This window comes from Glycomyces mayteni, assembly GCF_042428885.1.
Taxonomy (GTDB): Bacteria; Actinomycetota; Actinomycetes; order Mycobacteriales; family Micromonosporaceae; genus Glycomyces; species Glycomyces mayteni.
The window spans coordinates 166,114-189,736 of record NZ_JBHMBP010000004.1 but is presented as its reverse complement, the minus strand read 5'-3'; the positions used below and the strand labels follow the sequence as shown (position 1 = coordinate 189,736).

Genomic DNA, 23,623 nt, shown 5'->3' with positions numbered 1-23,623 from the left:
TGGCCCGCGGTCGTTCACTCGCGCAGCTCTGCGAGTCTCGCCCTGATCCGGTCCGCGTCGGGGTGGGCGATGTCTTCGAGGATTTCGAGGGCGCGGGTCCAGGCGTCAAGGGCGTGGTCGGGGGCGTTGAGGGCGAGGTGGGTTTCGGCGAGGTTGGCGAGGGCGGCGGCTTCGCCCGAGCGTGCGCCCGCGTCGCGGGAGAGGGCCACCGACCGGAGGTAGTGGTCCACCGCCCGGTCGTACTGGCCGAGGTGGTGGCGGATGTACCCGAGGCTGTCCTGGATCGCGGCCTGGCCCGCGCGGTCGTCGGCGGCCTCCGCGAAGCCGAGGGCCGCTTTGCAGTCGGCGAGCGCCTCCCGGTACTCGCCGTCGACCGTGGCCCGGTGCCACCCGATCGAGTTGAGCGCGATGGCCTGGCACCCCTGGTGCCCCGCCGTGCGGTACAGCTCCAGGGCTCGGCGGTTGCAGGCGATGGCCGCGTCGAACTCGCCCTGCCGCCGCCACACGTACCCGCGCAACTGGTGCACGTGGCCCTCGCCCTCGGACAGGCCCAGGTCCCGGCACCGCTCCAAGGCCCGGTCGAGGAGCCCGTGGGCCTCGTCGAAGCGGTCGAGCAGCGAGTACGCGAACGCGAGGCGGCGCTCCACGCGGACCAGGACCCCGCTCTCGGTGTGCGGCCCGCTGCGGGCGCTGACGGTCTCCCAGCTGCGCGCGAGGTCGTGCCAGTGCCCGGCCCGGTGGAGGAACTCGCTTGCGGCCCAGGCGAGCTGCCAGCAGTGCTCGTCCAGCCCGAGCGCCGCCGCGTGCTCGACCGCGGCGAGGAGCACGGCCCGCTCGGCGCCGAACCAGGCCATCGCGGCCCGGCCGTCCGCGAGCGGCTCGGGCACGGCCCCCGGCGGGGCCGGGGCGAGGGTGATCGCGTCCTGGATCGGCTGGATCAGCCGCATCCCCGCGTAGGCGGTGCGCAGGTAGTGGTCGAGGGTCCGCAGCACGGCGTCCTCGCGGTCCGCGTCGGTCGCGGCGAGGTCCGCCGCGTAGGCGTGGACGAGGTCGTGGAACGCGAACCGGCCCGGCGACGTCTCGTACAGGAGGCTCGCCCGCTCCAGCTCGGCGAGCAGGCGGCGCGCGGGCGGCGCCCCGGCCCCGGCGAGCGAGGCCGCCGCGGCGGCGGTGAAGTCCGGGCCCGGGTGCGTCCCCAGCAGCCGGAACATCTTCGCGGCCCCGGGGGACAGGGCCCGGTAGGACCACGAGAACACGGCCCGCACGTCGGCGGCCGGGTCGGGGTCGGCGAGCGCGTCGAGGCGGCGCGCGGCCTCGCGCAGCTCGCGGGCGAGCGCCGCCAGGGCGAAGTGCGGGTTCCCGGCGGCGCGGGCGGTGACCACCGCGAGCGCCAGCGGGAGCCCGGCGCAGTCGGCGGCGATCTGCGCGGCCGCCTCCGGCTCGGCCGCGATGCGGCGCTTGCGCAGCCGCCGCTCCAGGAACAGCCCGGCCTCCGCGGGGCCGAGCTGGCGCAGCCCGATCGGCTGCGCCCCGTGGGCGACGAGCCCGGAGAGCCGGTCGCGGCTGGTGACGACCGCGGCCGTGCCGCGCCCGCCCGGCAGCAGCGGGCGCACCTGCGCGGCGTCCCGGGCGTTGTCGAGGACGAGCAGGACCCGCTTGTCCGCCAGGGCGCTCCGGTACAGGCCGATCTGCGCGTCCAGCTCCCCGGGCACCGCCTCGGGCGCCGTGCCGAGCGCGCTCAGGAGCCCCCGGACCGCCTCCCCGGGGGCCATCGGCTGCCCGACCGGGTCGAAGCCGCGCAGGTTCACGTACAACTGCCCGTCCGGGAAGCGGTCGGAGGCGCGGTGCGCCCAGTGGACCGCGAGCGCGGTCTTGCCGACTCCCGCGGTGCCGCAGACGACCGCGACCGGCGCGTCGGGGGACGCCAGCAGCTCGTCCATCTCGGACAGCTGCGCCTCGCGGCCGGTGAAGTGCGCGGGCGGGGCGGGCAGCTGGCGCGGCACGGTCCGCACGCGCGCGCTCCCGCCGGGCCGCTGGAGGTCGGGGTCGGCGTCGAGGATCTGGCGGTGCAACCGCTCGACCTGCGGCGAGGGTCTGACCCCGAGCTCCTCGTCCAGCAGCCGGTGCAGGCGCCGGTACGCCTCCAGCGCCTCGCCCTGCCGCCCGGACCGGTACAGGCCCAGCATGAGCAGGCGCCACATGCCTTCGCGCAGCGGGTGCGCCGCCGTCAGGTGCTCCAGTTCGGACACCGCGACGGGCGCGGACCCCGATTCGAGCTCCGCGCCGAGGCACTCCTCGGTGGCCTCCATGCGCAGCTCGTCGAGCAGCCTCGCCTTGTCTCGCACCGCGGTCACGTCGATGCCGGTGTACGCCGCGGCCCCCCGCCACAGGTCCAGGCCCTCGCGGAACGCGGCCGCCGCCGTCTCGGACCCGCCCCCGCGCAGCCTGCGGCGGCCCTCGGCCGCGAGCGCCTCGAAGCGGTGCGCGTCCACCTCCTCGGCCGCGACCTCCAGTGCGTACCCGCCGCCGCGGGCGGCGAGGGCCACGCCGTTCGCGAAGCGCCCCAGCTCCTTCCGAAGCTGGTACACGTACGCGCGGAGCGTCGCCCTGGCGCCCTCGGGCGGTCGTCCGGCCCACAGCCGGTCGATGAGCAGGTCGCGCTCGCACACCCGGTTGACGTCGAGGAGCAGCAGCGCCAGGAGCGCGCGGGGCTTCGCGCCCCGCGGAGTCACGGCCCGGCCGTCGACCGCGAGCTCCAGCGGTCCCAGCGCCCGGAACTTCACCGTGTCGGCGGCCATGGCGCCTCCTCATCGGGCACGTCGCGGCGGACCTGGCCGTCCGTCCGATCGCAGCGCGGCGCGCGGGCGGGGCGAGGGCCCGCGGGACCACGGAACCGCCACATTATCACCACCGCCGCCCTCCAGGATAGATCGCAGCGCGGCGAACGATCTCGCTGCGCCACAACAGAAAGCAGGTGATCGGCATGTTCAGGACGCGCCTCAAGCGGACTGCCGCGGCCGCCGCGGCCGGGTTGATGCTGGCCGGGATGTTCTCCCTCGGCACCGCGGTCCCGGCCGCCGCCGAGGACGACATGACCATCATGGGCTGGCCCACCGGCTGCACCGCCCAGGTCCAGGACTGGGGCGGGGTCGCCTCGTGCTCCAGCCACAACGGCGGCTCCTACCAGGCCGTGGCGACCTGCAAGGACAGCAACGGGAACACCTTCATCGCCAACGGCGCCTGGCGCCAGACCGGCTGGTCCAGGGCCTTCTGCCCCGGCAGCTCCCACGCCGTGAGCGCCAACATCTGGACCTCCCCGACGCCCTGAACCGCCACCCCTCCGAGAAAGGACCGACTCCCATGAAGAAGACGATCTACGCGCTGCTCGCCTCGACGGCGATGGCGCTCAGCCTCCTCACCGGCGTCCAAGGCGCCTCCGCGGCGGAGCCGGAGCCGGCCGCCACCGCCGCCGTCGCCACCGCCTCCGACGACGTGACCATCATGGGCTGGCCCTCGGGCTGCGCCGACTACCAGTACTACAACGGCTGGCTCGCCCGCTGCACCAAGGCCAACGGCGGTTCCTGGCTGGTCTTCGCGGTGTGCCAGACCGAGGGCGGCGGCCCCCGGTTCACCCGCAACCCGTCCGTCTGGCAGACCACCTCCAACGTCCCCTCGATCGTGAGCTGCCCGCCCGGCAGCTTCGTGGTCGACGGCGGCATCTGGACCTCCAACACGCCGTAGCCCCCGCGCCCGGAGCCGCCCGCCGATCCCCGGCGGGCGGCTTCCGCGCGCCCTCGATCGGGACGAGGGTGCGCTCCTGTCACATCCGTTCGGTACCTTGCACGGGAGCGCCTCCCGTCTGTGCCCCGGCGCTCGCCGTACCCGAACGAGGAGCAGCATGCCCGCGCCCAGAAGGTTCACGAGAGAGCAGTTGCAGGCCACCGCTCTGTCCATCGTCGACGAGCGGGGGCTGGCGGGGCTGACCATGCGCAGCCTCGCCGCCGAGCTCGGCACGGGCGCGATGACCATCTACAACTACGTCGACGGCCGGACCGGGCTCGAAGCGCTCGTGACCGAGGCGGTCATGGCGATGTCGACCTGGGAGGAGCCCGAGGGCGGCGACTGGCGCGAGGCCCTGGCCGCCGTCGCCGAGGGCGTGCTCCTGACCGTGTGGGAGCACCCGAACGCCGTCCCGCTCATGCTCGCTCGCGGGGCCCTCCACGAGTCGGCCCTCGCGCCCGCCGAGGCCATGCTCGACGCGCTGCACCGCGGCGGCTACCGCGGCCCGCGGCTGCTGGTGGCGTTCCGCGTCGTCTCGGGGTTCATCTCGGGGTTCGCGCAGGTCGAGGTGGTCGCCCCGCAGCCCGGACCGGCTCCCGCCGCGGACCAGGGGCCCGCACTCGACGGGGAGCGCTTTCCGCGGCTCGTCGAGATCGCCGACGCCGCAGGCGCATCGGACCCGCTGTCGCGGTTCCGCGACGGGCTGCGCATCATCCTCAAGGGCCTGGAGCCCTAAGGGCCGCGGTCCCGGCCCAGGCCAGTGGGCCGGGCCCGCGGCTGCGGGCCCGGCATCGGCGGCTTCCGGTGCGCGCGCCGCCGATGCCGGAGACGAACGGGCACGGTCGCGCGGGCCGCGGCTTTCGCGCGGCCCGGGTGACCGGTTGCTCACCAGAGTGCGTACCTCGTACGTGAACGATGCCATTGAATCACGTACTCTGTACCTGAACTTCACGGGGGTCCCGAAAGGACTCGCCCTACCGGTGCCGTGGCCGCACGACGGCGCGCAGCACCAGGCCGATGCCGCTGGCGAGGGCGAGGATTCCGAAGGGGATGGCGAGGAGCCCCAGGCCGACCACATGCAGGAAGGCGTTCAGGATCGCGCCGCCGGCGAACCCGGCCCACAGGGACCGGTTGACGATCTTGTCGTGGCTGAGGGCGGTGCGGGGCGGGGCGGTGCGGAAGTCGTCCATGGCTCCTCCAGATGTCGTGTCCATGACTACGACGATATGGCGGAACGCGCTCGCGCCCAATGCCCTCACCTGGTGAAACACGGGTACAGGCTGCTGTACCCCGCGACGCGGCCAAGGCCCCCGCAGGCCCGGGACGGGAGGGCGTCATCCTCCCGTCCCGGATCGCTTCACTCGTACAGCACGGCCTGGATCTCGGCGTCGTCGATGTTGGTCGCGTCGTACCAGTAGAAGCCGGTGTCGATGGTCTCGGGGAGGTCCTCGCCGTTGATGGCGGCGACGGCGGCCTTCACGGTCTCGTAGCCGATGCCGACGGGGTTCTGGGTGATGGCCCCGGCCATGACGCCGTCCCGGATCGCGTCGATCTGGGCCTGCCCGGAGTCGAAGCCGACGACCTGGATCTCGCCGACGCGGTCGAGCTCTTGGACGGCGTTGATGACGCCGATCGCGGAGCCCTCGTTGGCGCCGTAGAGGCCCTTGAGGTCGGGGTTGCCCTCGATGATCGCGGTGGCGATGTTGGTCGATTCGAGCTGGTCGCCGCCGCCGTACTGCACCGACACGATCTCGACGTCCGGTGCGTTGGCCTCGACCCACTCGGTGAACCCGTCGCGGCGCTGCACGCCGGTGACGCTGGTCTGGTCGTGGACGACGAGGGCGATCTTCCCGGCGCCGCCGATGAGCTCCACGAGGTGCTCGGCGGCGAGGGCCGCGGCGGCGAGGTTGTCGGTGGAGGCGGTGGTCACGGGCACGTCCGAGTCCACACCGGAGTCGAAGGCGATCACGGGGACGCCGCGGCTCTCGGCCTCGGTCATGAGCGGCGCGGCGGCCTGGCTGTCGAGCGCGGCGAACCCGATCGCGTCGGGGTCGCGGTCCAGGGCGGTCTGGAGCATGTCGATCTGCTGCGCCACCTCGGACTCGGAGTCGGGGCCCTCGAAGGTGATCTCGACGCCGAACTCCTCGGCGGCCTGCTCCGCGCCCTCCTGGACGGCCTGCCAGAACTGGTGCTGGAACCCCTTGGACACCAGGGCGATGTAGGGCTTGTCGGGGTCCAGGCCCTCGGTGGCGTCGTCGCCGCACCCGGCGATCAGGAGCAGCGCCCCGGGGGCTCCGGCGAGTACGGCCCTGCGTTTCATCATTGCTTCCTCCGGAGGATGTCGATGTAGACGGCGGCGAGGATGACCAGGCCGATGACGACGGACTGCCACTCCTGCGGGATGGACATGATGCGCAGCCCGTTGGTGACGGTGCCGACGATGAGCGCGCCGATGAGCGTCCCGACGATGGAGCCCTTGCCGCCCTGGAGCGAGGTGCCGCCGATGACGACGGCGGCGATGGCCTGGAGCTCGTACCCGATGCCGAGGGACGGCTGCGCGGAGTTGAGGCGGGCCGCGAGGACCACTCCCGCGATGCCCATGAAGCACCCCGAGAGCGTGTAGACGGCGATCTTCCACCTGCGCACGGCGATCCCCGAGAGGCTCGCGGCGTCCTCGTTGGAGCCGATGGCGAACGAGTACCGGCCCAGGAGCGTCTTGCCGAGGATGAGCGCGGCGACCGCGGTGAGCGCGAACAGGATCAGCACCGCGTTGGGCAGGCGCACGCCGGGCACGAGCGAGGCCAGGGAGATGTCGGTGAACCCGGGGACGTCGGTGAAGTAGATCGGCGCGGTCCCCGAGATCACCAGTGCGAGCCCCTGGGCGATGAGCATCATGGCGAGCGTGGCGATGAACGGCGGGATCTTGAGCACCGCGATGCTCACGCCGTTGACCAGGCCGATGAGCGCCCCGGTGAGGACGCCGCCGAGGACGCCCAGCGGCAGCGGCAGGCCCCAGGAGGTGAGCATGACGCCGGTCATGACGGCCGCGAGCGTCATGCCGGTGCCCAGCGACAGCTCGATGCCGGAGGTGATGATGACGAACGTGGTGCCGAGCGCGAGGATGCCGATGACGGCCGTCGACAGGAGGATGCCGCTCAGGTTCGACCAGGTCAGGAAGTTCGGGTTGGCGATCGCGAAGAACGCGGCGAGGACGATGAGGCTGGCGAACGCGAGCACCTGCTGGAGCTGGCGGCGCGCGAAGTTCCACGAGGGCCCCAGGACGCGCGGCGACGCGGCGGTGTCCGTCTGCTTCATGCGATTCCTCCGTGTGCTCCGGCCCTGGTGGCGTAGTCCATGACGGTCCTCTGGTCGGCCTCGGCGCCGTCGAGGACGCCGGTGACCCTCCCTTCGCACATGACGGCGATCCGGTGCGCCATGCGCAGGACCTCCGGCAGCTCCGAGGAGATCATGATGATCGACTTCCCTTCCGCCGCAAGGCTGTCGAGAAGCTCGTAGATCTCCTCCTTCGCGCCGACGTCGATGCCGCGGGTGGGCTCGTCGAAGATGAGGACGTCGCAGTCCTTCGCGAGCCAGCGGGCGAGGATGACCTTCTGCTGGTTCCCGCCCGAGAGCGACCGCACCGGCGTGCGCAGCGAAGGGGTGCGGATGCGCAGCGACTCCACGTACCGCTCGGCGGTCCGCCGCGCCTGGGCGTCCTTCATGAGCCCCAGCGGGTTCGCGTGCTCGGCGAGGGACGACGCGAGGATGTTGAAGCCCACGTCCTGGTCGAGGAGGAGCCCGAACCGCTTGCGGTCCTCCGAGAGGTACCCGATGCGCAGCCGCGCCGCGTCGGCCGGGGTCCGGATCTTGACGGGCCTGCCGCGCAGCAGGATCGTGCCGCGGTCGGCCCTGTCGGCCCCGCAGACGATCCGCGCGACCTCGGTGCGGCCCGCGCCCACGAGCCCGGCGAACCCGAGGATCTCCCCTTCGCGCAGCTCGAAGCTGACGTCCTCCAGGAGCCCTTTCGACCCGAGTCCCCTGACCTCCAGGACCACCGGCCGCGACGGGTCGCCGGTGCGCGGCGGGCCGCCGTTCGCGGCCAGCTCGCGCCCGACCATGAGCGCCACGACGTGCCGCAGGTCGGCCCCGGCGGCGTCGAGCGTCGCCACGTACTCGCCGTCGCGCAGCACGGTGATCCGGTCGGCGATCTCCTTGAGCTCCCCGAGCCGGTGCGAGATGTAGATGACGCCGGTGCCCTGGTCGCGCAAGTCCCTGATGAGCCGGAACAGGTTCGCGGTCTCGGACTCGGTGAGCGCGGCGGTCGGCTCGTCCATGATGAGGACCCGCGCGTCGAACGACAGGGCCTTCGCGATCTCCACGACCTGCTGCTGCGCCACGAGCAGGTCGCCCACCCGCGCCCGCGGGTCCAGGTCGATCCCCAAGCGCGCGAACAGGTCCGCGGCCATCCGGTTGAGCCTGCGGTCGTCGGTGAACGGGCCCCGGCGCGGCTCGCGTCCGATGTAGATGTTCTCGGCGATCGTCAGGTCCGGCATCAGCGAGAACTCCTGGTGGATGATGCTGATGCCCAGTTCCTGCGCGGCCCTGGGGTTCTCGATCTCCACCTCCCGGCCGCCGACCTCGATCGACCCGGCGTCGCGCTGGTGGATGCCCGCGAGGAGCTTCATGAGCGTCGACTTGCCCGCGCCGTTCTCCCCGACGACCGCGTGGACCTCGCCGGCCCGCAGTTCCAAGTGGACGTCCGAGAGGGCCTGCACGCCCGGAAAGCCCTTCGAGATCCCTTCGAGTCGCAGCAGCAGATCGTGCACGGGACCTCCAGCGGGCAGGTCATACATCTGACGTATCGAATCGTAATGAGACCGAACTAATGTGTCAACCATTGAAATTTGTTGATACATAGGGCGCTTCGCGCGACCCGCCTTGGATCCGAACGGACCGGCCCCGCCGCGAACGGCGGGGCCGGACCCTCACCCGGTCACACCGCCGACGCCACGGCCGTCCCCTCCAGCTCCACCATCTGCCCCGGCACCGCCAGGCGCACCACCCCGAGCATCGTCGTCGCGGGCGCGGCCCCGGCCGCGCCGAGCCGCCCCGCGAGCACCCCGTAATGCGGGAACAGGCCGTCCACATCGGTCGTGTACACGTTGAGCCGCACCAGGTCCGACAGCCCCATCCCCGCCGCCGCGAGCACCGCCTCCAGGTTGTCCAGGCTCAGCGCCAGCTGCGCGGCCATGTCGCCCTCGTGCTCGGGCCGCCCGTCCCTCCCCATCGCCGTCTGCCCCGAGCAGTACAGCGTCCGGGTCTGCCCCGACACCAGCTCGCCCTGGTTGAAGCCCAGCTCCAGCGACCACTCCACCGGGTTCACCGCGGTTCGTTCCATTGCCCCATCGCTCCATTCGTCGGATCGGCGCCGCTCTCGGCGCCGCGACAAGGAGCCTCCCAGGAAATCACGACACCTCATGTCAGGTATTCCGGTAGCATTCCTCCGATGCGCGCCGACCGCCTCGTCTCCCTGGTCCTGCTGCTGCGCCAGCGCGGCCGCCTCACCGCCGACGCCCTCGCCGCCGAACTGGAGGTCTCCACCCGGACCGTCCTGCGCGACATCGAGGCCCTGTCCGCCGCGGGCGTCCCCGTCTACGCCGAGCGCGGCCGCCACGGCGGCTTCGCGCTCCTGCCCGGCTTCCGCACCGAGCTGACCGGCCTCAACCGCGACGAAGCCCTCGCCCTGCTCACCGCGGGCCCCTTCGGGCTCGGCCCGGCCCTCGCCTCGGGCCTGCGCAAAGTCGTGGACGCCCTCCCGGAGTCCCACCGCGCCGACGTGGACGACGCCGCCCGGCGGTTCCTCCTCGAACCCGGCACCGACCTGCTCTCACGCCGCCCCGCCACCGAGGATGTCCCCGCCGCGGTCCTCGGCACCGTCCGCCGCGCCGTCCTCGCCGGACGCCGCCTGCGCCTCCACTACGCCGCCTCCGGCCAGGACCCGCGGTGGCGCACCGTGGACCCCATCGGCCTGGTCACCGTTCGCGACAAGGCCTACCTCCTCGCCACCCGCTCCGGCGCCGACCGCACCTACCGCCTCTCCCGCGTCAAGGCCGCCGAGGCCCTCGACGAGCCCGCCGAGCGGCCCGACCGCGTCGACCTCGACCGGATCTGGCGCGAGCGCGCCGCCCGCTTCCTCGCCGACGACCGGCTCCGCGTCCTCGTCCGCATCGACCCGGCCCGCCGCGAAGAGCTCCTGGACGCCGCCGTCGCCGTCCTCACCGAGATCCCCGACCCCGACGGGCGCCTCCGCCTCGAAGTGGCCTTCCAAGACCTGCGCCACGCCGAATGGGCCCTGTGGCGGCTCGGGACCGACGCCGAGGCCCTCGCCCCGCCGCCCCTGCGGGCCGCGCTCCGCGACCGCGCCGCCGCGCTGGCCGCCCGCTACGCCTGAACCGCGGCCTCGACCGGTTCGAGGAGCCGCCGCGGCCGGTTCATCGCCTGGCTCACGCGGTCGGTGCGCTTGGGGCCCGGCCCCGGGTACATCTCCACGTCCCGCGGGTGCACCGGCCCGCACGCCGGGCAGTCGGTGGACGGCAGCAGCCCCGACCCGCACTCGGCGTGCCGGAACAGGCGCGGCGGCTCGCCGCCGATGTGCCGGTACCCCCACACGCCGAGCGCGTAGACCACCGGCCACAGCTCGACGCCCGCGTCGGTCGGCACGTACTCGTACCGCACCGGTGACGCCTGGTACGCGCGCTTCTCCAGCACTCCGCCCTCGGTCAGGCGGGCCAGCCGGTCCGACAGGACCGCCTTCGGGATGTCAAGTCGCACTTGGAAGTCGCTGAAGCGGCGCACGCCGTAGATCGCGTTCTGCACCACGAGCAGGGTCCAGCGCTCGCCGAGCATCTCCAGCGCGCGCGAGAGCGAGCAGTCCTGCCCGGGGTAGTCCTTGCCGAGTGCCATGACCGCATCCTACCCCGGTTCATTCATTGAACCAACAGTGCTAGGCTCCGGTGAGTTCATTGACCGAACCAAGGAGCACCCATGACGGCGACCCTCGCCCCGACCCGCCCCACCACCAGGACCGGGCCGGTCCTCGCCCTCCTGTGCGCGGCCCCGCTGCTGGTCATCCTCAACTACTCCACGCCCCTCATCCTCGCCCCGCAGACCGCCGCCCACCTCCACGCGGGCGAGACCGGCCAGACCTGGATCATCAACGCCATCTCCCTCGGCCTCGCCGTCCCCCTCCTCACCTCCGGCAACCTCGCCGACAACCACGGCCGCCGCAAGGTCCTCACCGCGGGCGCCTGGCTCTTCGCCGCCGCGGTCCTCCTCGCCGCCCTCGCCCCCAACACCGCCGTCTTCGCCGCCGCGCGCGTCATCCAGGGCGCCGCCAGCGCCGCCCTCCTCACCTCCAGTCTCGGCATCATGGGCGCCGTCTTCACCGGCCCCGACGAGCGCCGCCGCGCCACCGCCCTCTACGGGGCCATGATGGGCCTCGGCGTCGGCGCCGGAGCGGTCCTCGCCGCCGGGCTGGACGCCGCGCTCGGCTGGAACGGCCCCTACTGGCTGTACGCGGCCGCCGCCGCGGCTCTCGCGCTGGCCGGCCGCCTCGTGCTCCCCGAGTCCCGCGCCGAGCACCCGCGGCGGGCCGACGTCGCCGGGACCGTGACGCTCGGGCTCGGCGTGGCCGCCCTCATGTCCGGCCTCACCCTCGGCCGCCAGGACTGGTCCGACCCGGTCGTCATCGGCCTCCTCGCCGCGGCCGCGGTCTTCACGGCCGCGTTCGTCCTCGTCCAGCTCCGCGGCCGCGAACCGATGCTCGACCCGGGCCTGTTCGCCCGCCCCGCGTTCCTCATCGCCTCGCTCGGCGCGCTCGTCACGGGCGTCGCGGTCATCAGCATGATGAGCTACCTGCCCACGGTGTACCAGTCGGACGCGGTCCTCGGACCGGTCGAGACGGCCGCGGTGGTCGCGCTCTGGTCCACCGCCGCGTTCCTGGTCTCGTTGCAGGTCAAGCGGTTCAACCTGACGCCCGCGATGCTCCTGGTCCTCGCCCTGGTCGTGGCGGGCGCCGGTTCGGCCCTGCTCACGGGCCTGGCCGACGGCTGGTCGTGGTGGCACGCCGCGCCCGCCCTCGTCCTGGCGGGGGCTGGCTACGGGGCCGCGAACCCGGCGCTGACGCGCCTGAGCATCGACAGCGTCCCGGCCGACCGCGGCGGCATGGGCTCGGGCGTCAACAACACGATGCGCTACATCGGGACCGCCGCGGGCATCCCGATCGTCGCGACCCTGGTGGACGCGACCGGCACGGACGGGGCGCTGTGGACCTGCGCGGCCCTCGCCGCGGCCGCCGCGGCCGGGTTCGCGGTCCTCTCGCGCCGGGCGTGAGGCCCGCTACCGGCGCGTGCGCGGGTCGTGGGACGGGTCCGCGTACAGCGGCGGCGGGCCGGGCCAGGGCCACAGCTCGAAGTGCCACGGCTCGTTGCGGTAGACCCGGTGCAGGCCGTACGCGCCGCCGTGGACCGCGAGCCAGGCGCGGGCGTCCCTGCCGAGGTCGATCGCGCGGCCCGCGACGTGCGCGGAGGTCTCGGGCGTGGACACCCAGCGCGCGGCGGCCTCGGGGGAGCCGTGCTCGGCGACGGCCTCGCTGAGCAGCTCCTCCTGGTAGGCGGGGGACCGCCAGCCGCCGTTGACGAGGAAGACGACGCCCTCGCCCGCTGCGGCGGCCGCGGCCCGGCGCAGGGCCGCGAGGAGGTCCGGGTCGAGGTTCGCGACGGCGGGCGCGTCGTCGAAGACGGTGGTCCCGGCGGGGACGGCGCCGTGCGCGGGGCCGAGGGCCCGGCGGGCGGGCGAGATCGTGGAGTGGCTCATGCGCTCCAGTGAACGGACTGCGCGGTTATGGGGCCGTATGCGGTTTTCGATATGCGGGCGATAGGTGCGGGCCCGTAGCATCGTGTTCCTTATGCGCGTACTGATCGTCGAGGACGAACCCCTGCTCGCGGAGGCGATCCGCGACGGCCTCCGCCTGGAGGCCATAGCCGCCGACATCGCCGGGGACGGCGATGCGGCCCTGGAGCTGCTGAGCGTCAACGCCTACGACATCGCGGTCCTCGACCGCGACATCCCCGGGCCCTCGGGCGACGAGGTCGCCCGCGAGATCGTGGCGTCGGGCACCGGCATGGGCATCCTCATGCTCACGGCCGCGGACCGCTTGGACGACAAGGCGTCCGGGTTCGAACTCGGCAGCGACGACTACCTGACGAAGCCGTTCGAGTTCCGGGAGCTGGTGCTGCGGCTGCGGGCCCTGGACCGCAGGCGCGCGCACCACCGCCCGCCGGTGCGCGAGCTGGCGGGCCTGCGCGTGGACCCGTTCCGCCGCGAGGTCTACCGGGACGGCAGGTACGTGGCGCTCACCCGCAAGCAGTTCGCGGTCCTGGAGGTGCTCGTGGCGGCCGAGGGCGGCGTGGTCAGCGCCGAGGAGCTGCTGGAGAAGGCGTGGGACGAGCACGCCGACCCGTTCACCAACGCCGTGCGCATCACCGTCTCGGCCCTGCGCAAGCGCCTCGGTGAGCCGTGGGTCATCGCCACGGTGGCCGGGGTCGGCTACCGGATCGAGGAGCCCGAGCGTGGATAGGAAGCCCGGCCTGTCGGTGCGCCTGCGCCTGACCGTGTCCTACGCGCTGTTCCTGGTGGTCGCGGGCGGCCTGCTGCTGGCGATCGTGTGGCTGTTCCTGCTGCGGTACGTCCCGGCGGAGGCGGTCACGATCCGCGGCCGCGTGGCCCCCGACGGGACCATCGGCCCCGGCCTGTTCATCCCCGGCCGGCTCGACCTGTGGCGGGCGTTCGCGCCCAAAGCCCTTGCGTCCCTGGTGTTCCTGCTGCTCCTCGGCCTCGGCGGCGGCTGGTTCCTGGCCGGGCGGATGCTCGCGCCGCTCACCCGCATCACCGAGGCCACCCGCGAGGCCGCGGGCGGCGCGCTGGCCCACCGCATCCGCCTGCCCGGCCGCCAGGACGAGTTCCGCGAGCTCGCCGACTCCTTCGACTCGATGCTGGCGCGCCTCGAAGCCCACGTGGCCGAGCAGCAGCGCTTCGCCGCCAACGCCTCCCACGAGCTGCGCACACCTCTCGCGATCACGCAGACGATGCTCGAAGTGGCCCGCAGCGACCCCTCGCGCGACCCCGGGGAGCTCATCGAGCGGCTGCACCTGATGAACGCCCGCGCGATCGACCTCACCGAGGCGCTGCTCCTGCTCAGCCGCTCCGACCAGCGGGCCTTCACGTCCGAGCCGGTGGACCTCTCGCTCGCCGCCGAGGAGGCCGCGGAGTCCCTCCTGGAGCTCGCGGAGCGCCGCGGCGTCGCCGTCGAGGTCTCGGGGGACGCCGCGCCCGCGAGCGGCTCCTACGCGCTGCTGCTCCAGCTCGCGGTGAACCTGCTGCACAACGCGATCGTCCACAACCTGCCCGAGGACGGCGTGGTCCGCGTCGCCACGGGAGTGGACGCCGGGGACGCGTACCTCATCGTGGAGAACACCGGCAGGGTCCTCGCGCCGACCCTGGTCGCGACGCTCACCGAGCGGTTCCAGCGCGGCTCCGGGCGCACCCGCGCCGACCACGTCGGCATCGGCCTGGGCCTGGCGATCGCCGACAGCATCGCCCGCGCCCACGACGGCTCCCTGACCCTCGCCCCGCGCGAGGGCGGCGGACTCGCCGCCACGGTCCGCCTGCCCGCCGCGTCCTAGCCCTCGACCGGGAAGTCGAAGTACGTGTCGGGGTAGGGCTCGTCCCGCAGCGTGTAGTGCCACCACTCCCACGGGTACGCGCCGAACCCGCACGACTCCATGACCGACCGGAGCGCGCGGCGGTTCGCCGCCGCGGCCTCCGGCACGCCCTCGGCCCCGTGGTGCGAGACCGGGTCCATGAGGTCGTGGTCCCCGCCCATCGGCACCGGGACGCCCGTCTCCAGATCGACGAACGTCAGGTCCACCGTGGACCCGCGGCTGTGGCCCGACCGGGGCGCGACGTAGCCCCGCCCCACCATCTCGGTCCGCGCGATGTTCGGGTAGTGGCGGGCCTTCGCCGCGCCGTCCTCAGGCTCCCCGGCCCAGCGCAGGAACGCGTCCACGGCCCGCTGCGGCCGGTACGCGTCCCACACCAGCAGCCCGAACCCGCGCGACTCGGCCTTGCCCTGGACCCGCTCCAGCGCCGCGCACAGCTCCACCGTGCCGACGACGCGCGGCGACAGGTACCCCTCCACCGGCCGCCCGGTGAAGTTGTCCGGCCCGGCGTACTTCGCGTCCCAGCGGACGCCCGGGAGCGCCTCGTCGATGTAGGCGAAGCCGTCCCTCAGCGCCGTCTCTCTCAACGCCCCGTCCCCGCCAGCGCCAGCTCGATCATCCAGTCGAGCACCGCCCCCATGTCGAGCCCCGACGCCGCCATCATCCGCGGATAGCGGCTGTAGGAGGTCATGCCCGGCATGGTGTTCACCTCGTTGAGGACGACCCCGCCGTCCTCCGTGAGGAACATGTCCACTCGCGACAGTCCTTTGCAGCCCAGGGCCCGGTACACGGCCTTCGCGGTCTCCTGGACGAGCGTCCGCGACGCGGCCGGGATGTCGGCCGGGACGATCGCCACCGAGTTGTCCGAGCCGGTCTCGGGCCTTTCCTCCTGGTGGATGCGGAAGAACCCGTGCGACAGGGCGATCCGGTCCACCTCGCCCGCGACCAGGTCCGGGCCGCTGCCCAGGATCGCACACCCGATCTCCGCGCCCTCCACGGCCTCTTCGATGAGGACCTTCACGTCGTACTCGCGCGCCTCGGCCAGCGCCGCCGCCAGCTCCCCGGGCCCGGACACCTTGCCTACCCCGAACGAGGACCCCGACCTGGCGGGCTTCACGAACACCGGGTACCTCAGCGACGCCGGATCGACCTCCTCGCCCTCGGCGACGACCCGGAACTCCGGCACCGCGACCCCCGCGCTCCGCGCCACCAGGTACGTCAGCGACTTGTCGATGCACAGCGCCGAACCGGCGATGTCGCAGCCCGCGTACGGGATGCCCGCCAGCTCCAGGAGCCCCTGGACCGCGCCGTCCTCGCCGTGCCGGCCGTGCAGGACCGGCACCACCGCGTCGAGCCGCACCTCCTCGTACTTCCCGTGGTCGAGCACGAGCAGCCCGTGGACGCCCCGGTCGGGCGCCAGCACCGCCGGACGCAACTCCCCGCGCTCCCAGTCCCCCTCGGGCCCTTCGCACAGCCGCCACTCTCCGCCCTTCGTGATCCCGATGTAGAACGGCTCGTACTTCGCGGCGTCGAGGTGCTTCGCGACCTCCCGCGCCGACTTCACCGACACGGGGTGCTCCTCCGAGGCCCCTCCGAACAGGACCCCGATCCTCAACCTAGCCATGCTGACTCCTCTCCTCGAAACGCAGGCAGTTCGCGACCGAGTGCGCGACGGTGTCGCGCAGCGCCCGGTCGGTGTAATACGCGGTGTGCGGGCTGACGACCACGTTGGGCAGCTTCTGGAGCCGCTCCAGCGCGTTGTTCCCGACCAGCCGGTCCCGGCGGTCGGCGTAGAAGACCCCCTCCTCGCCCTCGATGACGTCGAGCGCGGCCCCGCCGAGCCGGCCCCCCTCCAGGGCCGGGACCAGCGCCTCGGTGTCGATGAGCGGCCCCCGCCCGGTGTTGACGACGACCGCGCCGGGCTTGAGCCGGTCGATGCGGCCGCGGTCGAGGAGGTGGTGCGTGTGCGCGTTCAGGGGCGTGTGCAGCGTGACCACGTCGCTCTCGCGCAGCAGCCGGTCCAGCGGCAAGTACTCCGCGTCCGCCTTGGGCTGCTTGTCGAACGCGAGCACCCGGCACCCGAACCCGCGCAGCCGGTCGATCACGGCCGCACCGATCCGCCCGGTCCCCACCACGCCCACGGTGAGGTCCCGCAGCTCCCGGCCGCGCTCCTCGTACAGCCGGTAGTCGTGCACGTCGGCGCGCAGCACCACCGACCTGGCGTTGCGCAGCACCATGAGGATGAGCATCAGCGTGTAGTCCGCGACGCCGTCGGGGGAGTACGAGACGTTCTCGACGGTGATCCCGATGCTCTCGGCGTACTTCACGTTCACGTGGTTGCAGCCCACGCTCCGGGTCGACACGTACTCGACGCCGACCCGCTTGAGCGCGAGCAGCGTCGCGCTCGACACGCGGGTCTTGTGCCCGATGCTGATGCACCTGGCCCCGGACGCCAACGCGGCGTTGGCCTCCGACACGGGCGCGTCGGTGAGCACCGGGTCGATCCGGTCGCCCAGGGCGCGGAACGCGTCGGCCTCGTCGGGCCCGCACCCATAGACGGCGATGCGGGCGGGTTCGCTCTCTGTCATGCCCAGGAGTCAAGCCCCGCCCGTGTTGTCGGGGCGTATGCGGATTTCCATACGCCCGCGATACGGCCCGCGCCCTTGACTGGCCCGCATGATCCCGAACCGCACCGGAGCCGCCGCATGATCCCGCTCGACCTCCGCGCGATCGCCGCGGTCACCGGCGGAACCGTCGCGGGCGACCCCGCCGTCACGGTCACCGCCCCCGCCGTCCTCGACGGCCGCGAAGCCGAGCCCGGCGGCCTCCTCGTCGCCTTCGCGGGCGAGCACGCCGACGGCCACGACTTCGCCGCCCAGGCCGGAGCCGCGGGCGCCGCCGCCGTCCTCGGCACCCGCCCCACGGCACTGCCCACCGTGGTCGTCGCCGACGCGCAGGCGGCCCTCCAGGCGCTCGCCGCCCACGTCGCGGCCGTCCTCCGCGGCGGCCTCACGATCACCGGAGTGACCGGCTCCCAAGGGAAGACCGGCACCAAGGACCTCATCGCGGCCGTGCTCGGCGCCGCCGCGCCCACCGTCGCCACGACCGGTTCGCTCAACAACGAGCTCGGCACCCCGATCACGATGCTCCGCGCCGACCCCGCCACCCGCTTCCTGGTCCTGGAGATGGGCGCGCGGCGCGTCGGCGACATCGCGGCCCTCGCCGCGCTGGCCCCGCCGGACATCGGCGTCGTGCTCAACGTCGGCCAGGCGCACCTGAGCTACATGAGGACCCGCGAGGCCATCGCGACGGCCAAGGGCGAACTCGTGCAGGGCCTCGCGCCCGGCGGCACGGCCGTCCTCAACGCCGACGACCCCCGCACCCGCGCGATGCGCGCCCTCGCCGCCGGGCCGGTCCTCACCTTCGGCACCGCGGCCGACGCCGACGTGCGCGTGGCCGACTTGACCCTCGACCGCCTCGGCCGCCCGGCCTTCACGCTCCGCACGGCTGACGGTTCGGCCCGCGTCGCGCTCCCGGTCACGGGCGCCCACCAGGCAGGCAACGCCGCCGCTGCGGCCGCGGCGGGACTCGCGGCGGGCGTGCCCCTCGACGCGGCCGCGAAGGCCCTGGAGACCGCCTCGCTCTCTAAGTGGCGCATGGAACTGCGCGAACTCGCCAACTGCGTGGTCCTGCTCAACGACGCCTACAACGCCAACCCGGACTCGACCCGCGCCGCCCTCGACGCGCTGGCGGCCATCGAAGGCGGCCGCCGCATCGCGGTCCTCGGCGAGATGGCCGAACTCGGCGACGCCGCCGACACCGAACACCGCGCCATCGGCGCCTACGCCGCCACCCGCGCCGATGCAGTGATCGCGGTCGGCCCCGACGCCCGCCTCATCGCCACAGGCGCGGGGGACCGCGCGACGGCCCTGCCCACCAACGCCGCCGCCGCAGACTGGCTCCGCAGCCGCCTTGCGCCAGGGGACGTCGTCCTCGTCAAGGCGTCGAGAGCGGCCCGCCTCGACGAGGTGGCGGAGGCGATCGAAGCCCTCGACCGACTTTGAGGCCCCGCCCGCGACGCGGCGTGCGGATCGGCGCTCAGCGCCGGCCGCCTGTGCTGCCGCAGGCCGTTACGCGACCGGTTGCCGCCGGGCCAGCCCGACCCGTGCCAGGGCCGCTGAGGCGAGGCTGAGGGCTGCGAGTGCGCCTAGTGCCACCGGAAGGGTTGCGGCCGTTGCAATGGCGCCGACCAGGAGGGGGCCTCCGGCGTCGCCGAGTTCGCGGCCGAGTTCGGCGTTGCCCATGGTGCGGCCCATGCGCTCCTCCGGCGTGGCGGCGGCGAGGTGGGCGAAGGCCAGTGGGGTGACCGTGCCGACCGTGACGCCCAGCAGGACGGCCGCACCGAGCAGCGTCGACCAGTGCGGCGCGACCGCGATGAGCCCCAATGCGACCGCCGCGAGCGCGAGTCCCGCAGCAGTCCCGGTCCGGTCGGCGATCCGGCCGGTGTCCCGCAGCCGTCCCACGAGCGGCTGCACCAAGGTGGAGGCGAGCGCCAGGGCTGCGACCGCCGCGGCGCCCGCGAGCGCGGGCAGGTCGAGGCGGGTCGCGAGGAGCGGCAGGAACCCCACGGCCACACCGAGGACCGCGGTAGTCGTCGCTAGGAGCGCGGTCGGCACGAGGAACCCGCGTTCGGTGGTCTGCCGGACCAGGTCGGCGAGGGTGTACCGCGGCCGGGGTACCACCGGCAGCGCCGGGAGCGCGGCGAGCGTCCACACCATGGCGACGGCCGCGAGCGCGGCCAGCGCCGCGTAGACCGCCTCGATGCCGAACAGGTGCGTCAGGCCCACCCCGATGAGCGGGCCGAGCACATACCCCAGGCTCTTCCAGGCCCCGTACCGGCCGAAGTACCGCCCGAGCCGCTCGCGGCCCGCCAGGCGCGCGACCGCCGCCGACGACGCGGGGGAGAACGCGGCCGCCGCAGCGCCCTGCCCGAGGCGCGCGATCGCGAACACGAGCGGCGTCGGGTCGATCAGGGCCGTGAGCGAGGCGAGCACGAACGCCGCCAGGCCGCCCACGATCACCGGTTTGGCCCCCACCCGGTCCGACAGCACCCCGAAGACGGGCTTCAGGACCACCTCGGCGACGTCGTACAGCGCCAGGACCGCGCCGAGGCCCAGGAGCGTCAGGCCGATGTCGTCGGACTCCGCGCCGAGCACCGAGGCGACGCCGTGGGCGCCGAATGCGGTCGTGAACCCGGCCAGGTACAGCGGGCCCATGGTGCGCGCCATCAGCTCCGGCCCCCGTGGAGCGCGGTGAACACCTGCTCGGCGTAGCCGTCGCAGACCTCGCCGCACGCGGCGAGCCGCTCGGCCGCGGCGGGCGCTTCGGGGGCGCCGAAGACGTCGCGGGCCGTCAGGTCGCGGTGCCAGCGCCGCAGCCGCTGGAGGCTCTGCTCCTCCTCTTCGAGCTCGGCGAGCGTGAGCTTCCCGATGCGGATCTCCTTGGCGATCTCGGCCTCGAACTTGTCGCACTCGGCGAGGAACTCGGTCCAGTCCTCGGAGCGGGCCGCGGTGAACCGGGCCGCGAGCCGCTCGGCGTCCTGCTCGGCCCGGCCGCTCGCCTCCAGGACCACGACCTCGCCCCCGGCGCGGTCGGCGAGCGCCACCGCGCGCTCCACGCCCTCGCCGAACACCGGCAGGTCCGGCGTCGCCCAGGCCCCTTGGCCCAGCGAGAGCGCGCCGATCCGCCGCAGCTCCCGCCAGATGCCCACCCGGTGCTTCGACGGCGCCGCGGGAACCTTCACCAGCAGCACCAGCCACCGGCCCTGTCCCTCACTCGTCACAACGGCGAATGTATCAGCCGTTACATCGCGAGCTCAGGCGGCGACCGCCTCCTGCTCCTCGGTCTCGGACTCCTCCACGGCCGCACGGTACTTCGCGCTGAGCTGCCGGTACTGCGGCGCGAGCATCGCCGCGACCGCCAGGGCCGCGCAGACCAGGCCGCCGCCGAGGAGGATCAGCGCGATCCCGCGCGAGTCCCCGGTCCCCAGCAGCCACTCCCACTGCCGCTGCCCGGCCTCGGTCCGCATGTACGGGATCACCAGCAGCTCCGCGAGCGGCGCGATGACCAGGGCCGTCACCGGCGCGGCGGCGGCCTCGAACGTCATCGCGAACCCGAACACCCGCCCCTGCCGCTCGAACGGCACGACCCGCTGGATCACCGTCTGCTCCGCAGCCTCCGCGGCCGGGATCAGCGCCATGAACACCCACACGCCGAGGATGAACAGCCACCCCAGCTCCCGCACCGCCGACAGCCCGCCCGCGAGCCCGAGCGCGACCACCACGAGCAGGATCGTCCGGATCGGGTTCCTCCCGATGCCCCGCTTGGCCACGACCGCGCCGCCCGCGATGAACCCCGTGGACGCCACCGCGAACCAGATGCCCCAGCCCTCGACGCCGAACATGTCGATCCCGTACGGGTCCATCACCGCCATCGCGACCCCGCCGAACAGGTTGTTCAACGTCGTGAACAGCACCAGCGCCAGCAGCCCCGGCACCGCCCGCACCGCCAGCCACCCGCCGCGCAGGTCCACCAGCGACCCCGGCTCCCCGTCCGGGGCCCGCCGCTCCTCGGGGATCGCCAGCGGCACCAGGTGCAGCAGCGTCAGCGCGAGCGCCGCGATGCCGATGAGCAGCGTCCACCCCATGCCCAGGAACCCGACCGCGAGCCCGCTGAACACGCTCGTCACGAGCATCGCCACGCCCTGGACGGTCCCCACGAGGCCGTTCGCGTTCGCGTGCCGCTCCGCCGGGACCAGCAGCGTCACCGTCGTCGACAGCGCGATCCCGCGCAGCTGCTCCACGACCGCGCCCGCGAGCATCACCACCGCGAAGATCCAGAACCACGGCTTCGACAGGTCCCGCATCCCCTCCTCGCCGACCGCGAAGAAGAACGCCGCGTCGAGCACGAACACCGCGAGCGCCGCGAGGGTCGCCCACACCATGACCGCCTTCTTCGCGTAGCGGTCCACGAGCGTCCCGAAGAACATGCCGAACAGCGAAACGAAGATCATGTACGACGCGGCGACCACGGCGCTGGCGATCACGTTCCGCGTCTCCACGTAGATCCAGAACGTCAGCGCGAACCACAGGAAGCTCGTCGTCACGTTCGCGACGGCCGTGTTGACCAGCACGTGCAGGAAGGTCCGGAACCCACCGGGGGGCGTCGGCGCCAGGCTCATGATGTCGTCCTCTCGCATCTCAGTGTCTCCCCCTATGACCGCCCGCGCGCCCCGGACTCATCGGTCCGCCGCGAATTCCCCCGCGAAGCGCTTGACATTGACACGATGGCAAGGTCTTCACTTGACCGCGGAGGTGGTCCCCATGGACACGACACGCACGCCGACCGGCGCGCTCGCCGCCCGCGACGCCTCGGTGCGGCTCAAGGCCGCGCTCGCCGCGGGCACCGAGGCCGACCCGGCCGCCGCGGCGGCCCTGATCGCGCGGTGCGCGGTCGAACCGGACTTCTACGTCCGCGACATGCTCACGTGGGCGCTGACGCGGCTCCCCGCCGACGTCACGGTCCCGGCCCTGCTCGCCGAACTCGCCTCGGCGAACGCGCAGGCCCGCGCCCAGGCCCTGCACACGCTCTCGAAGATCGGCGACGCCCGCGCCTGGCCCGCGATCACGCGGGACCTGCTGCGCGACGGCGACGACGAGGTCGCCCGCGCCGCCTGGCGCGCGGCCGTCGTCCTCGTCCCCGAGGGTCGGGAACGCGCGCTCGCCGAAGAACTCGCCGCCCAGTTCGGGCGCGGCGAGCGGGAGGTGCAGCGCAGCCTGAGCCGCGCGCTCGCGGCGCTCGGCGAGCACGCCGAGCCGGTCCTCAAGGCCGCCTTGGCGAGCGACGACCCCGTCGTCGCGGCGCACGCGGCCGCGACGGAGCGGCTTCTGCGCGACCCGGAGGCCGCTTTCGAGCCCGCCGTGGACGCCGCGAAGCGGATCGCCGCGCTCGGCGGCCGGGAACCGGAGGCGTAATGCTCATCGGCGAGGTCGCGCGGCGCTCCGGCGTCTCCACCAGGATGCTCCGGCACTACGACAACCTCGGCCTGGTGCGGCCCACGGGCCGCACCACCGGGGGCTACCGCGAGTACGCCGACGCCGACATCCGGCGGATCTTCCACGTGGAGAGCCTGCGGACCCTGGGCCTGTCGCTGCGCCAGATCGGCGCGGTCCTCGACGACCCGTCGTTCGCGCCGGCCGCGCTCATCGCCGACCTCACCGCCGCCGCGGAGGCCCGCCTCGCCCGCGAGCGCGAACTCCTCAAGCGGCTCAAGGCCGTCGACGCCTCCGACCCGGAAGGCTGGGAGGACGTGCTCCGCATCGTGGAGCTGCTGCGCGGCCTCGCCTCCCCGAGCGCCGCCCGCCGCCAGCAGGCCGCCCTGGAGGCGGAGCTGCCCGCGCCGCTCCTCGCCGAAGCTGTGCTGGCCGAACGCGACCCGCTCGTGGCCGGGGCCCTCCAGTGGGCCCTGGCCCGCGCGGACTACGGCGTCGCGAGCCTCGTCCCGGGCCTGGCCTCAGACGACCCCGACGTGCGGCTGCGCGCCGTCCAGGCCCTCGCCGAGATCCCCGGCGACGACTCCTCGACCGCGCTCGACACGGTCCTGGACGACGCGGTCACCGCCGTCCGCGGCCGCGCCGCACTCGCGCTCGGCGCCCGGGGGAGCGCCGCCGCGATCCCCGTCCTCGTGGACATGGTCGTCAACGGCGCCAACGACGTCGACGCCGCCGAAGTCCTCGGCGCGCTCGCCGCCGACCCCGGGCCCGCCGCCGCCATCGCGTACGACCTCACCGCGGCCCTGGCCGCCGCCGAGCCGCCCGCCCGGCTGCGCCTCGTCCAGGCCCTCGCCGAACTCCCGGACGGGCTCGCGCTCGACCTGCTCCGGCCCCTCGCCGCCGACCCCGACCCCACGGTCGCGCGCACCGCCGCCGCGCTCGCCGGGGTCGTGGAGGCCCGCGACAGGGCTTGACGCCGCGGCAATAGATTGGCAAACTTCAATATGTTGTTTG

At 73.7% G+C, this 23,623-nt stretch carries 24 protein-coding genes; 10 read left to right on the top strand and 14 right to left on the bottom strand.

All coding sequences use genetic code 11. The features are described from left to right. Positions 1–14: 14 nt before the first annotated feature. Positions 15–2,798, bottom strand: coding sequence for an AfsR/SARP family transcriptional regulator (locus tag ACFFXY_RS16085; protein ID WP_382352530.1), 2,784 nt, complete (start codon positions 2,796–2,798; stop codon positions 15–17). A 185-nt stretch (positions 2,799–2,983) separates the two neighbouring features. Here ACFFXY_RS16085 and ACFFXY_RS16080 point away from each other — a divergent pair, with 185 nt between their 5' ends. The 3 genes from ACFFXY_RS16080 (at position 2,984) to ACFFXY_RS16070 (ending at position 4,516) form a co-directional block, all read left to right on the top strand. Next, positions 2,984–3,328 (top strand): hypothetical protein, encoded by a 345-nt coding sequence (locus tag ACFFXY_RS16080; RefSeq protein ID WP_382352527.1) that lies wholly within the window; start codon positions 2,984–2,986, stop codon positions 3,326–3,328. A 32-nt stretch (positions 3,329–3,360) separates the two neighbouring features. Continuing rightward, the gene (locus ACFFXY_RS16075; protein ID WP_382352524.1) at positions 3,361–3,741 is read left to right on the top strand and encodes a hypothetical protein; all 381 of its coding nucleotides are present in this window, start codon (positions 3,361–3,363) and stop codon (positions 3,739–3,741) included. 157 nt (positions 3,742–3,898) lie between these two features. Then, positions 3,899–4,516 (top strand): TetR/AcrR family transcriptional regulator, encoded by a 618-nt coding sequence (locus ACFFXY_RS16070; protein WP_382352521.1) that lies wholly within the window; start codon positions 3,899–3,901, stop codon positions 4,514–4,516. A 238-nt stretch (positions 4,517–4,754) separates the two neighbouring features. Here the strand turns inward: ACFFXY_RS16070 and ACFFXY_RS16065 are convergent, their stop codons facing one another. The 5 genes from ACFFXY_RS16065 to ACFFXY_RS16045 all read right to left on the bottom strand — a co-directional run bounded on the left by ACFFXY_RS16065 (position 4,755) and on the right by ACFFXY_RS16045 (position 9,178). Further along, a complete protein-coding gene (locus ACFFXY_RS16065; RefSeq protein ID WP_382352518.1) occupies positions 4,755–4,994 on the bottom strand; it encodes a hypothetical protein in 240 nt (79 codons plus the stop codon). 143 nt (positions 4,995–5,137) lie between these two features. Continuing rightward, complete coding sequence (locus tag ACFFXY_RS16060) at positions 5,138–6,103, bottom strand: ABC transporter substrate-binding protein (protein WP_382352515.1); 966 nt, start codon at positions 6,101–6,103, stop codon at positions 5,138–5,140. Continuing rightward, on the bottom strand, positions 6,100–7,095 hold the full coding sequence (locus ACFFXY_RS16055) for an ABC transporter permease (RefSeq protein ID WP_382352512.1): 996 nt from the start codon (positions 7,093–7,095) through the stop codon (positions 6,100–6,102). The genes ACFFXY_RS16060 and ACFFXY_RS16055 overlap by 4 nt, the downstream gene beginning before the upstream one ends. Continuing rightward, the gene (locus tag ACFFXY_RS16050) at positions 7,092–8,633 is read right to left on the bottom strand and encodes a sugar ABC transporter ATP-binding protein (RefSeq protein ID WP_382352509.1); all 1,542 of its coding nucleotides are present in this window, start codon (positions 8,631–8,633) and stop codon (positions 7,092–7,094) included. Before ACFFXY_RS16050 ends, ACFFXY_RS16055 begins: the two co-directional genes overlap by 4 nt. 140 nt (positions 8,634–8,773) lie before the next feature. Then, the gene (locus ACFFXY_RS16045) at positions 8,774–9,178 is read right to left on the bottom strand and encodes a RidA family protein (RefSeq protein WP_382352506.1); all 405 of its coding nucleotides are present in this window, start codon (positions 9,176–9,178) and stop codon (positions 8,774–8,776) included. Between the two features lie 108 nt (positions 9,179–9,286). Between ACFFXY_RS16045 and ACFFXY_RS16040 the strand changes: the two genes are divergently transcribed. Beyond that, a complete protein-coding gene (locus ACFFXY_RS16040) occupies positions 9,287–10,231 on the top strand; it encodes a helix-turn-helix transcriptional regulator (RefSeq protein ID WP_382352503.1) in 945 nt (314 codons plus the stop codon). Here the strand turns inward: ACFFXY_RS16040 and ACFFXY_RS16035 are convergent. After that, positions 10,222–10,743 carry a winged helix-turn-helix transcriptional regulator gene (locus tag ACFFXY_RS16035; RefSeq protein ID WP_382352500.1) on the bottom strand — a complete coding sequence of 174 codons (522 nt, stop codon included), beginning with the start codon at positions 10,741–10,743 and terminating at the stop codon, positions 10,222–10,224. The genes ACFFXY_RS16040 and ACFFXY_RS16035 overlap by 10 nt on opposite strands. A gap of 81 nt (positions 10,744–10,824) precedes the next feature. Between ACFFXY_RS16035 and ACFFXY_RS16030 the strand changes: the two genes are divergently transcribed. Further along, positions 10,825–12,171, top strand: coding sequence for an MFS transporter (locus ACFFXY_RS16030; RefSeq protein ID WP_382352497.1), 1,347 nt, complete (start codon positions 10,825–10,827; stop codon positions 12,169–12,171). 6 nt (positions 12,172–12,177) lie between these two features. On the opposite strand, the gene ACFFXY_RS16025 is transcribed toward ACFFXY_RS16030, so the two are convergent. Then, positions 12,178–12,654 (bottom strand): D-alanyl-D-alanine carboxypeptidase family protein, encoded by a 477-nt coding sequence (locus tag ACFFXY_RS16025; RefSeq protein ID WP_382352494.1) that lies wholly within the window; start codon positions 12,652–12,654, stop codon positions 12,178–12,180. A 91-nt stretch (positions 12,655–12,745) separates the two neighbouring features. Here ACFFXY_RS16025 and ACFFXY_RS16020 point away from each other — a divergent pair, with 91 nt between their 5' ends. Then, entirely contained in the window at positions 12,746–13,417 is a 672-nt protein-coding gene (locus ACFFXY_RS16020; RefSeq protein ID WP_382352491.1) for a response regulator transcription factor, read from the top strand. Further along, positions 13,410–14,522 (top strand): sensor histidine kinase, encoded by a 1,113-nt coding sequence (locus ACFFXY_RS16015; RefSeq protein ID WP_382352489.1) that lies wholly within the window; start codon positions 13,410–13,412, stop codon positions 14,520–14,522. Before ACFFXY_RS16020 ends, ACFFXY_RS16015 begins: the two co-directional genes overlap by 8 nt. Here the strand turns inward: ACFFXY_RS16015 and vanX are convergent. Genes vanX through ACFFXY_RS16000 form a run of 3 tightly spaced genes read right to left on the bottom strand, consistent with a single transcriptional unit; the run spans position 14,519 to position 17,146 of the window. Next, positions 14,519–15,130, bottom strand: a complete 612-nt coding sequence (gene vanX, locus ACFFXY_RS16010; RefSeq protein ID WP_382355447.1) for a D-Ala-D-Ala dipeptidase VanX — start codon at positions 15,128–15,130, stop codon at positions 14,519–14,521. The two genes, ACFFXY_RS16015 and vanX, sit on opposite strands and share 4 nt — an antisense overlap. 11 nt (positions 15,131–15,141) lie before the next feature. Next, positions 15,142–16,182 carry a D-alanine--(R)-lactate ligase gene (gene vanA / locus ACFFXY_RS16005; RefSeq protein ID WP_382352487.1) on the bottom strand — a complete coding sequence of 347 codons (1,041 nt, stop codon included), beginning with the start codon at positions 16,180–16,182 and terminating at the stop codon, positions 15,142–15,144. After that, on the bottom strand, positions 16,175–17,146 hold the full coding sequence (locus tag ACFFXY_RS16000; RefSeq protein WP_382352484.1) for an NAD(P)-dependent oxidoreductase: 972 nt from the start codon (positions 17,144–17,146) through the stop codon (positions 16,175–16,177). The genes vanA and ACFFXY_RS16000 overlap by 8 nt, the downstream gene beginning before the upstream one ends. A gap of 117 nt (positions 17,147–17,263) precedes the next feature. Here ACFFXY_RS16000 and ACFFXY_RS15995 point away from each other — a divergent pair, with 117 nt between their 5' ends. Continuing rightward, entirely contained in the window at positions 17,264–18,622 is a 1,359-nt protein-coding gene (locus tag ACFFXY_RS15995) for a UDP-N-acetylmuramoyl-tripeptide--D-alanyl-D-alanine ligase (RefSeq protein ID WP_382352481.1), read from the top strand. A gap of 66 nt (positions 18,623–18,688) precedes the next feature. Here the strand turns inward: ACFFXY_RS15995 and ACFFXY_RS15990 are convergent, their stop codons facing one another. The 3 genes from ACFFXY_RS15990 to ACFFXY_RS15980 are packed head-to-tail and all read right to left on the bottom strand — an operon-like array spanning position 18,689 to position 21,816. After that, a complete protein-coding gene (locus ACFFXY_RS15990) occupies positions 18,689–19,846 on the bottom strand; it encodes an MFS transporter (RefSeq protein ID WP_382352478.1) in 1,158 nt (385 codons plus the stop codon). Continuing rightward, the gene (locus tag ACFFXY_RS15985; RefSeq protein ID WP_382352475.1) at positions 19,846–20,400 is read right to left on the bottom strand and encodes a Chromate resistance protein ChrB; all 555 of its coding nucleotides are present in this window, start codon (positions 20,398–20,400) and stop codon (positions 19,846–19,848) included. Before ACFFXY_RS15985 ends, ACFFXY_RS15990 begins: the two co-directional genes overlap by 1 nt. Before the next feature lie 33 nt (positions 20,401–20,433). Next, positions 20,434–21,816 (bottom strand): MFS transporter, encoded by a 1,383-nt coding sequence (locus ACFFXY_RS15980; protein WP_382352472.1) that lies wholly within the window; start codon positions 21,814–21,816, stop codon positions 20,434–20,436. Positions 21,817–21,940: 124 nt separating this feature from the next. Between ACFFXY_RS15980 and ACFFXY_RS15975 the strand changes: the two genes are divergently transcribed. Together ACFFXY_RS15975 and ACFFXY_RS15970 are read left to right on the top strand one after the other, a co-directional pair. Beyond that, on the top strand, positions 21,941–22,591 hold the full coding sequence (locus ACFFXY_RS15975) for a HEAT repeat domain-containing protein (protein ID WP_382352469.1): 651 nt from the start codon (positions 21,941–21,943) through the stop codon (positions 22,589–22,591). Beyond that, positions 22,591–23,583 carry a MerR family transcriptional regulator gene (locus tag ACFFXY_RS15970; RefSeq protein WP_382352466.1) on the top strand — a complete coding sequence of 331 codons (993 nt, stop codon included), beginning with the start codon at positions 22,591–22,593 and terminating at the stop codon, positions 23,581–23,583. The genes ACFFXY_RS15975 and ACFFXY_RS15970 overlap by 1 nt, the downstream gene beginning before the upstream one ends. Positions 23,584–23,623: the final 40 nt, after the last annotated feature.

Excerpts from the sequence above, each read along its gene's own strand:
- ACFFXY_RS16075 (WP_382352524.1), top strand. The coding sequence starts at position 3,361 with ATGAAGAAGACGATCTACGCGCTGCTCGCCTCGACGGCGATGGCGCTC.
- ACFFXY_RS15975 (WP_382352469.1), top strand. The coding sequence starts at position 21,941 with ATGGACACGACACGCACGCCGACCGGCGCGCTCGCCGCCCGCGACGCC.
- ACFFXY_RS16000 (WP_382352484.1), bottom strand. The coding sequence starts at position 17,146 with ATGACAGAGAGCGAACCCGCCCGCATCGCCGTCTATGGGTGCGGGCCC.
- ACFFXY_RS16080 (WP_382352527.1), top strand. The coding sequence starts at position 2,984 with ATGTTCAGGACGCGCCTCAAGCGGACTGCCGCGGCCGCCGCGGCCGGG.
- ACFFXY_RS16025 (WP_382352494.1), bottom strand. The coding sequence starts at position 12,654 with ATGAGCCACTCCACGATCTCGCCCGCCCGCCGGGCCCTCGGCCCCGCG.
- ACFFXY_RS15990 (WP_382352478.1), bottom strand. The coding sequence starts at position 19,846 with ATGGCGCGCACCATGGGCCCGCTGTACCTGGCCGGGTTCACGACCGCA.
- ACFFXY_RS16040 (WP_382352503.1), top strand. The coding sequence starts at position 9,287 with ATGCGCGCCGACCGCCTCGTCTCCCTGGTCCTGCTGCTGCGCCAGCGC.
- ACFFXY_RS16050 (WP_382352509.1), bottom strand. The coding sequence starts at position 8,633 with ATGTATGACCTGCCCGCTGGAGGTCCCGTGCACGATCTGCTGCTGCGA.
- ACFFXY_RS15995 (WP_382352481.1), top strand. The coding sequence starts at position 17,264 with ATGATCCCGCTCGACCTCCGCGCGATCGCCGCGGTCACCGGCGGAACC.
- ACFFXY_RS16020 (WP_382352491.1), top strand. The coding sequence starts at position 12,746 with ATGCGCGTACTGATCGTCGAGGACGAACCCCTGCTCGCGGAGGCGATC.
- ACFFXY_RS16065 (WP_382352518.1), bottom strand. The coding sequence starts at position 4,994 with ATGGACACGACATCTGGAGGAGCCATGGACGACTTCCGCACCGCCCCG.
- vanA (WP_382352487.1), bottom strand. The coding sequence starts at position 16,182 with ATGGCTAGGTTGAGGATCGGGGTCCTGTTCGGAGGGGCCTCGGAGGAG.
- ACFFXY_RS16070 (WP_382352521.1), top strand. The coding sequence starts at position 3,899 with ATGCCCGCGCCCAGAAGGTTCACGAGAGAGCAGTTGCAGGCCACCGCT.
- ACFFXY_RS16085 (WP_382352530.1), bottom strand. The coding sequence starts at position 2,798 with ATGGCCGCCGACACGGTGAAGTTCCGGGCGCTGGGACCGCTGGAGCTC.
- ACFFXY_RS15970 (WP_382352466.1), top strand. The coding sequence starts at position 22,591 with ATGCTCATCGGCGAGGTCGCGCGGCGCTCCGGCGTCTCCACCAGGATG.
- ACFFXY_RS15980 (WP_382352472.1), bottom strand. The coding sequence starts at position 21,816 with ATGCGAGAGGACGACATCATGAGCCTGGCGCCGACGCCCCCCGGTGGG.
- ACFFXY_RS16030 (WP_382352497.1), top strand. The coding sequence starts at position 10,825 with ATGACGGCGACCCTCGCCCCGACCCGCCCCACCACCAGGACCGGGCCG.
- ACFFXY_RS16055 (WP_382352512.1), bottom strand. The coding sequence starts at position 7,095 with ATGAAGCAGACGGACACCGCCGCGTCGCCGCGCGTCCTGGGGCCCTCG.
- ACFFXY_RS16035 (WP_382352500.1), bottom strand. The coding sequence starts at position 10,743 with ATGGCACTCGGCAAGGACTACCCCGGGCAGGACTGCTCGCTCTCGCGC.
- ACFFXY_RS16045 (WP_382352506.1), bottom strand. The coding sequence starts at position 9,178 with ATGGAACGAACCGCGGTGAACCCGGTGGAGTGGTCGCTGGAGCTGGGC.
- ACFFXY_RS16060 (WP_382352515.1), bottom strand. The coding sequence starts at position 6,103 with ATGATGAAACGCAGGGCCGTACTCGCCGGAGCCCCCGGGGCGCTGCTC.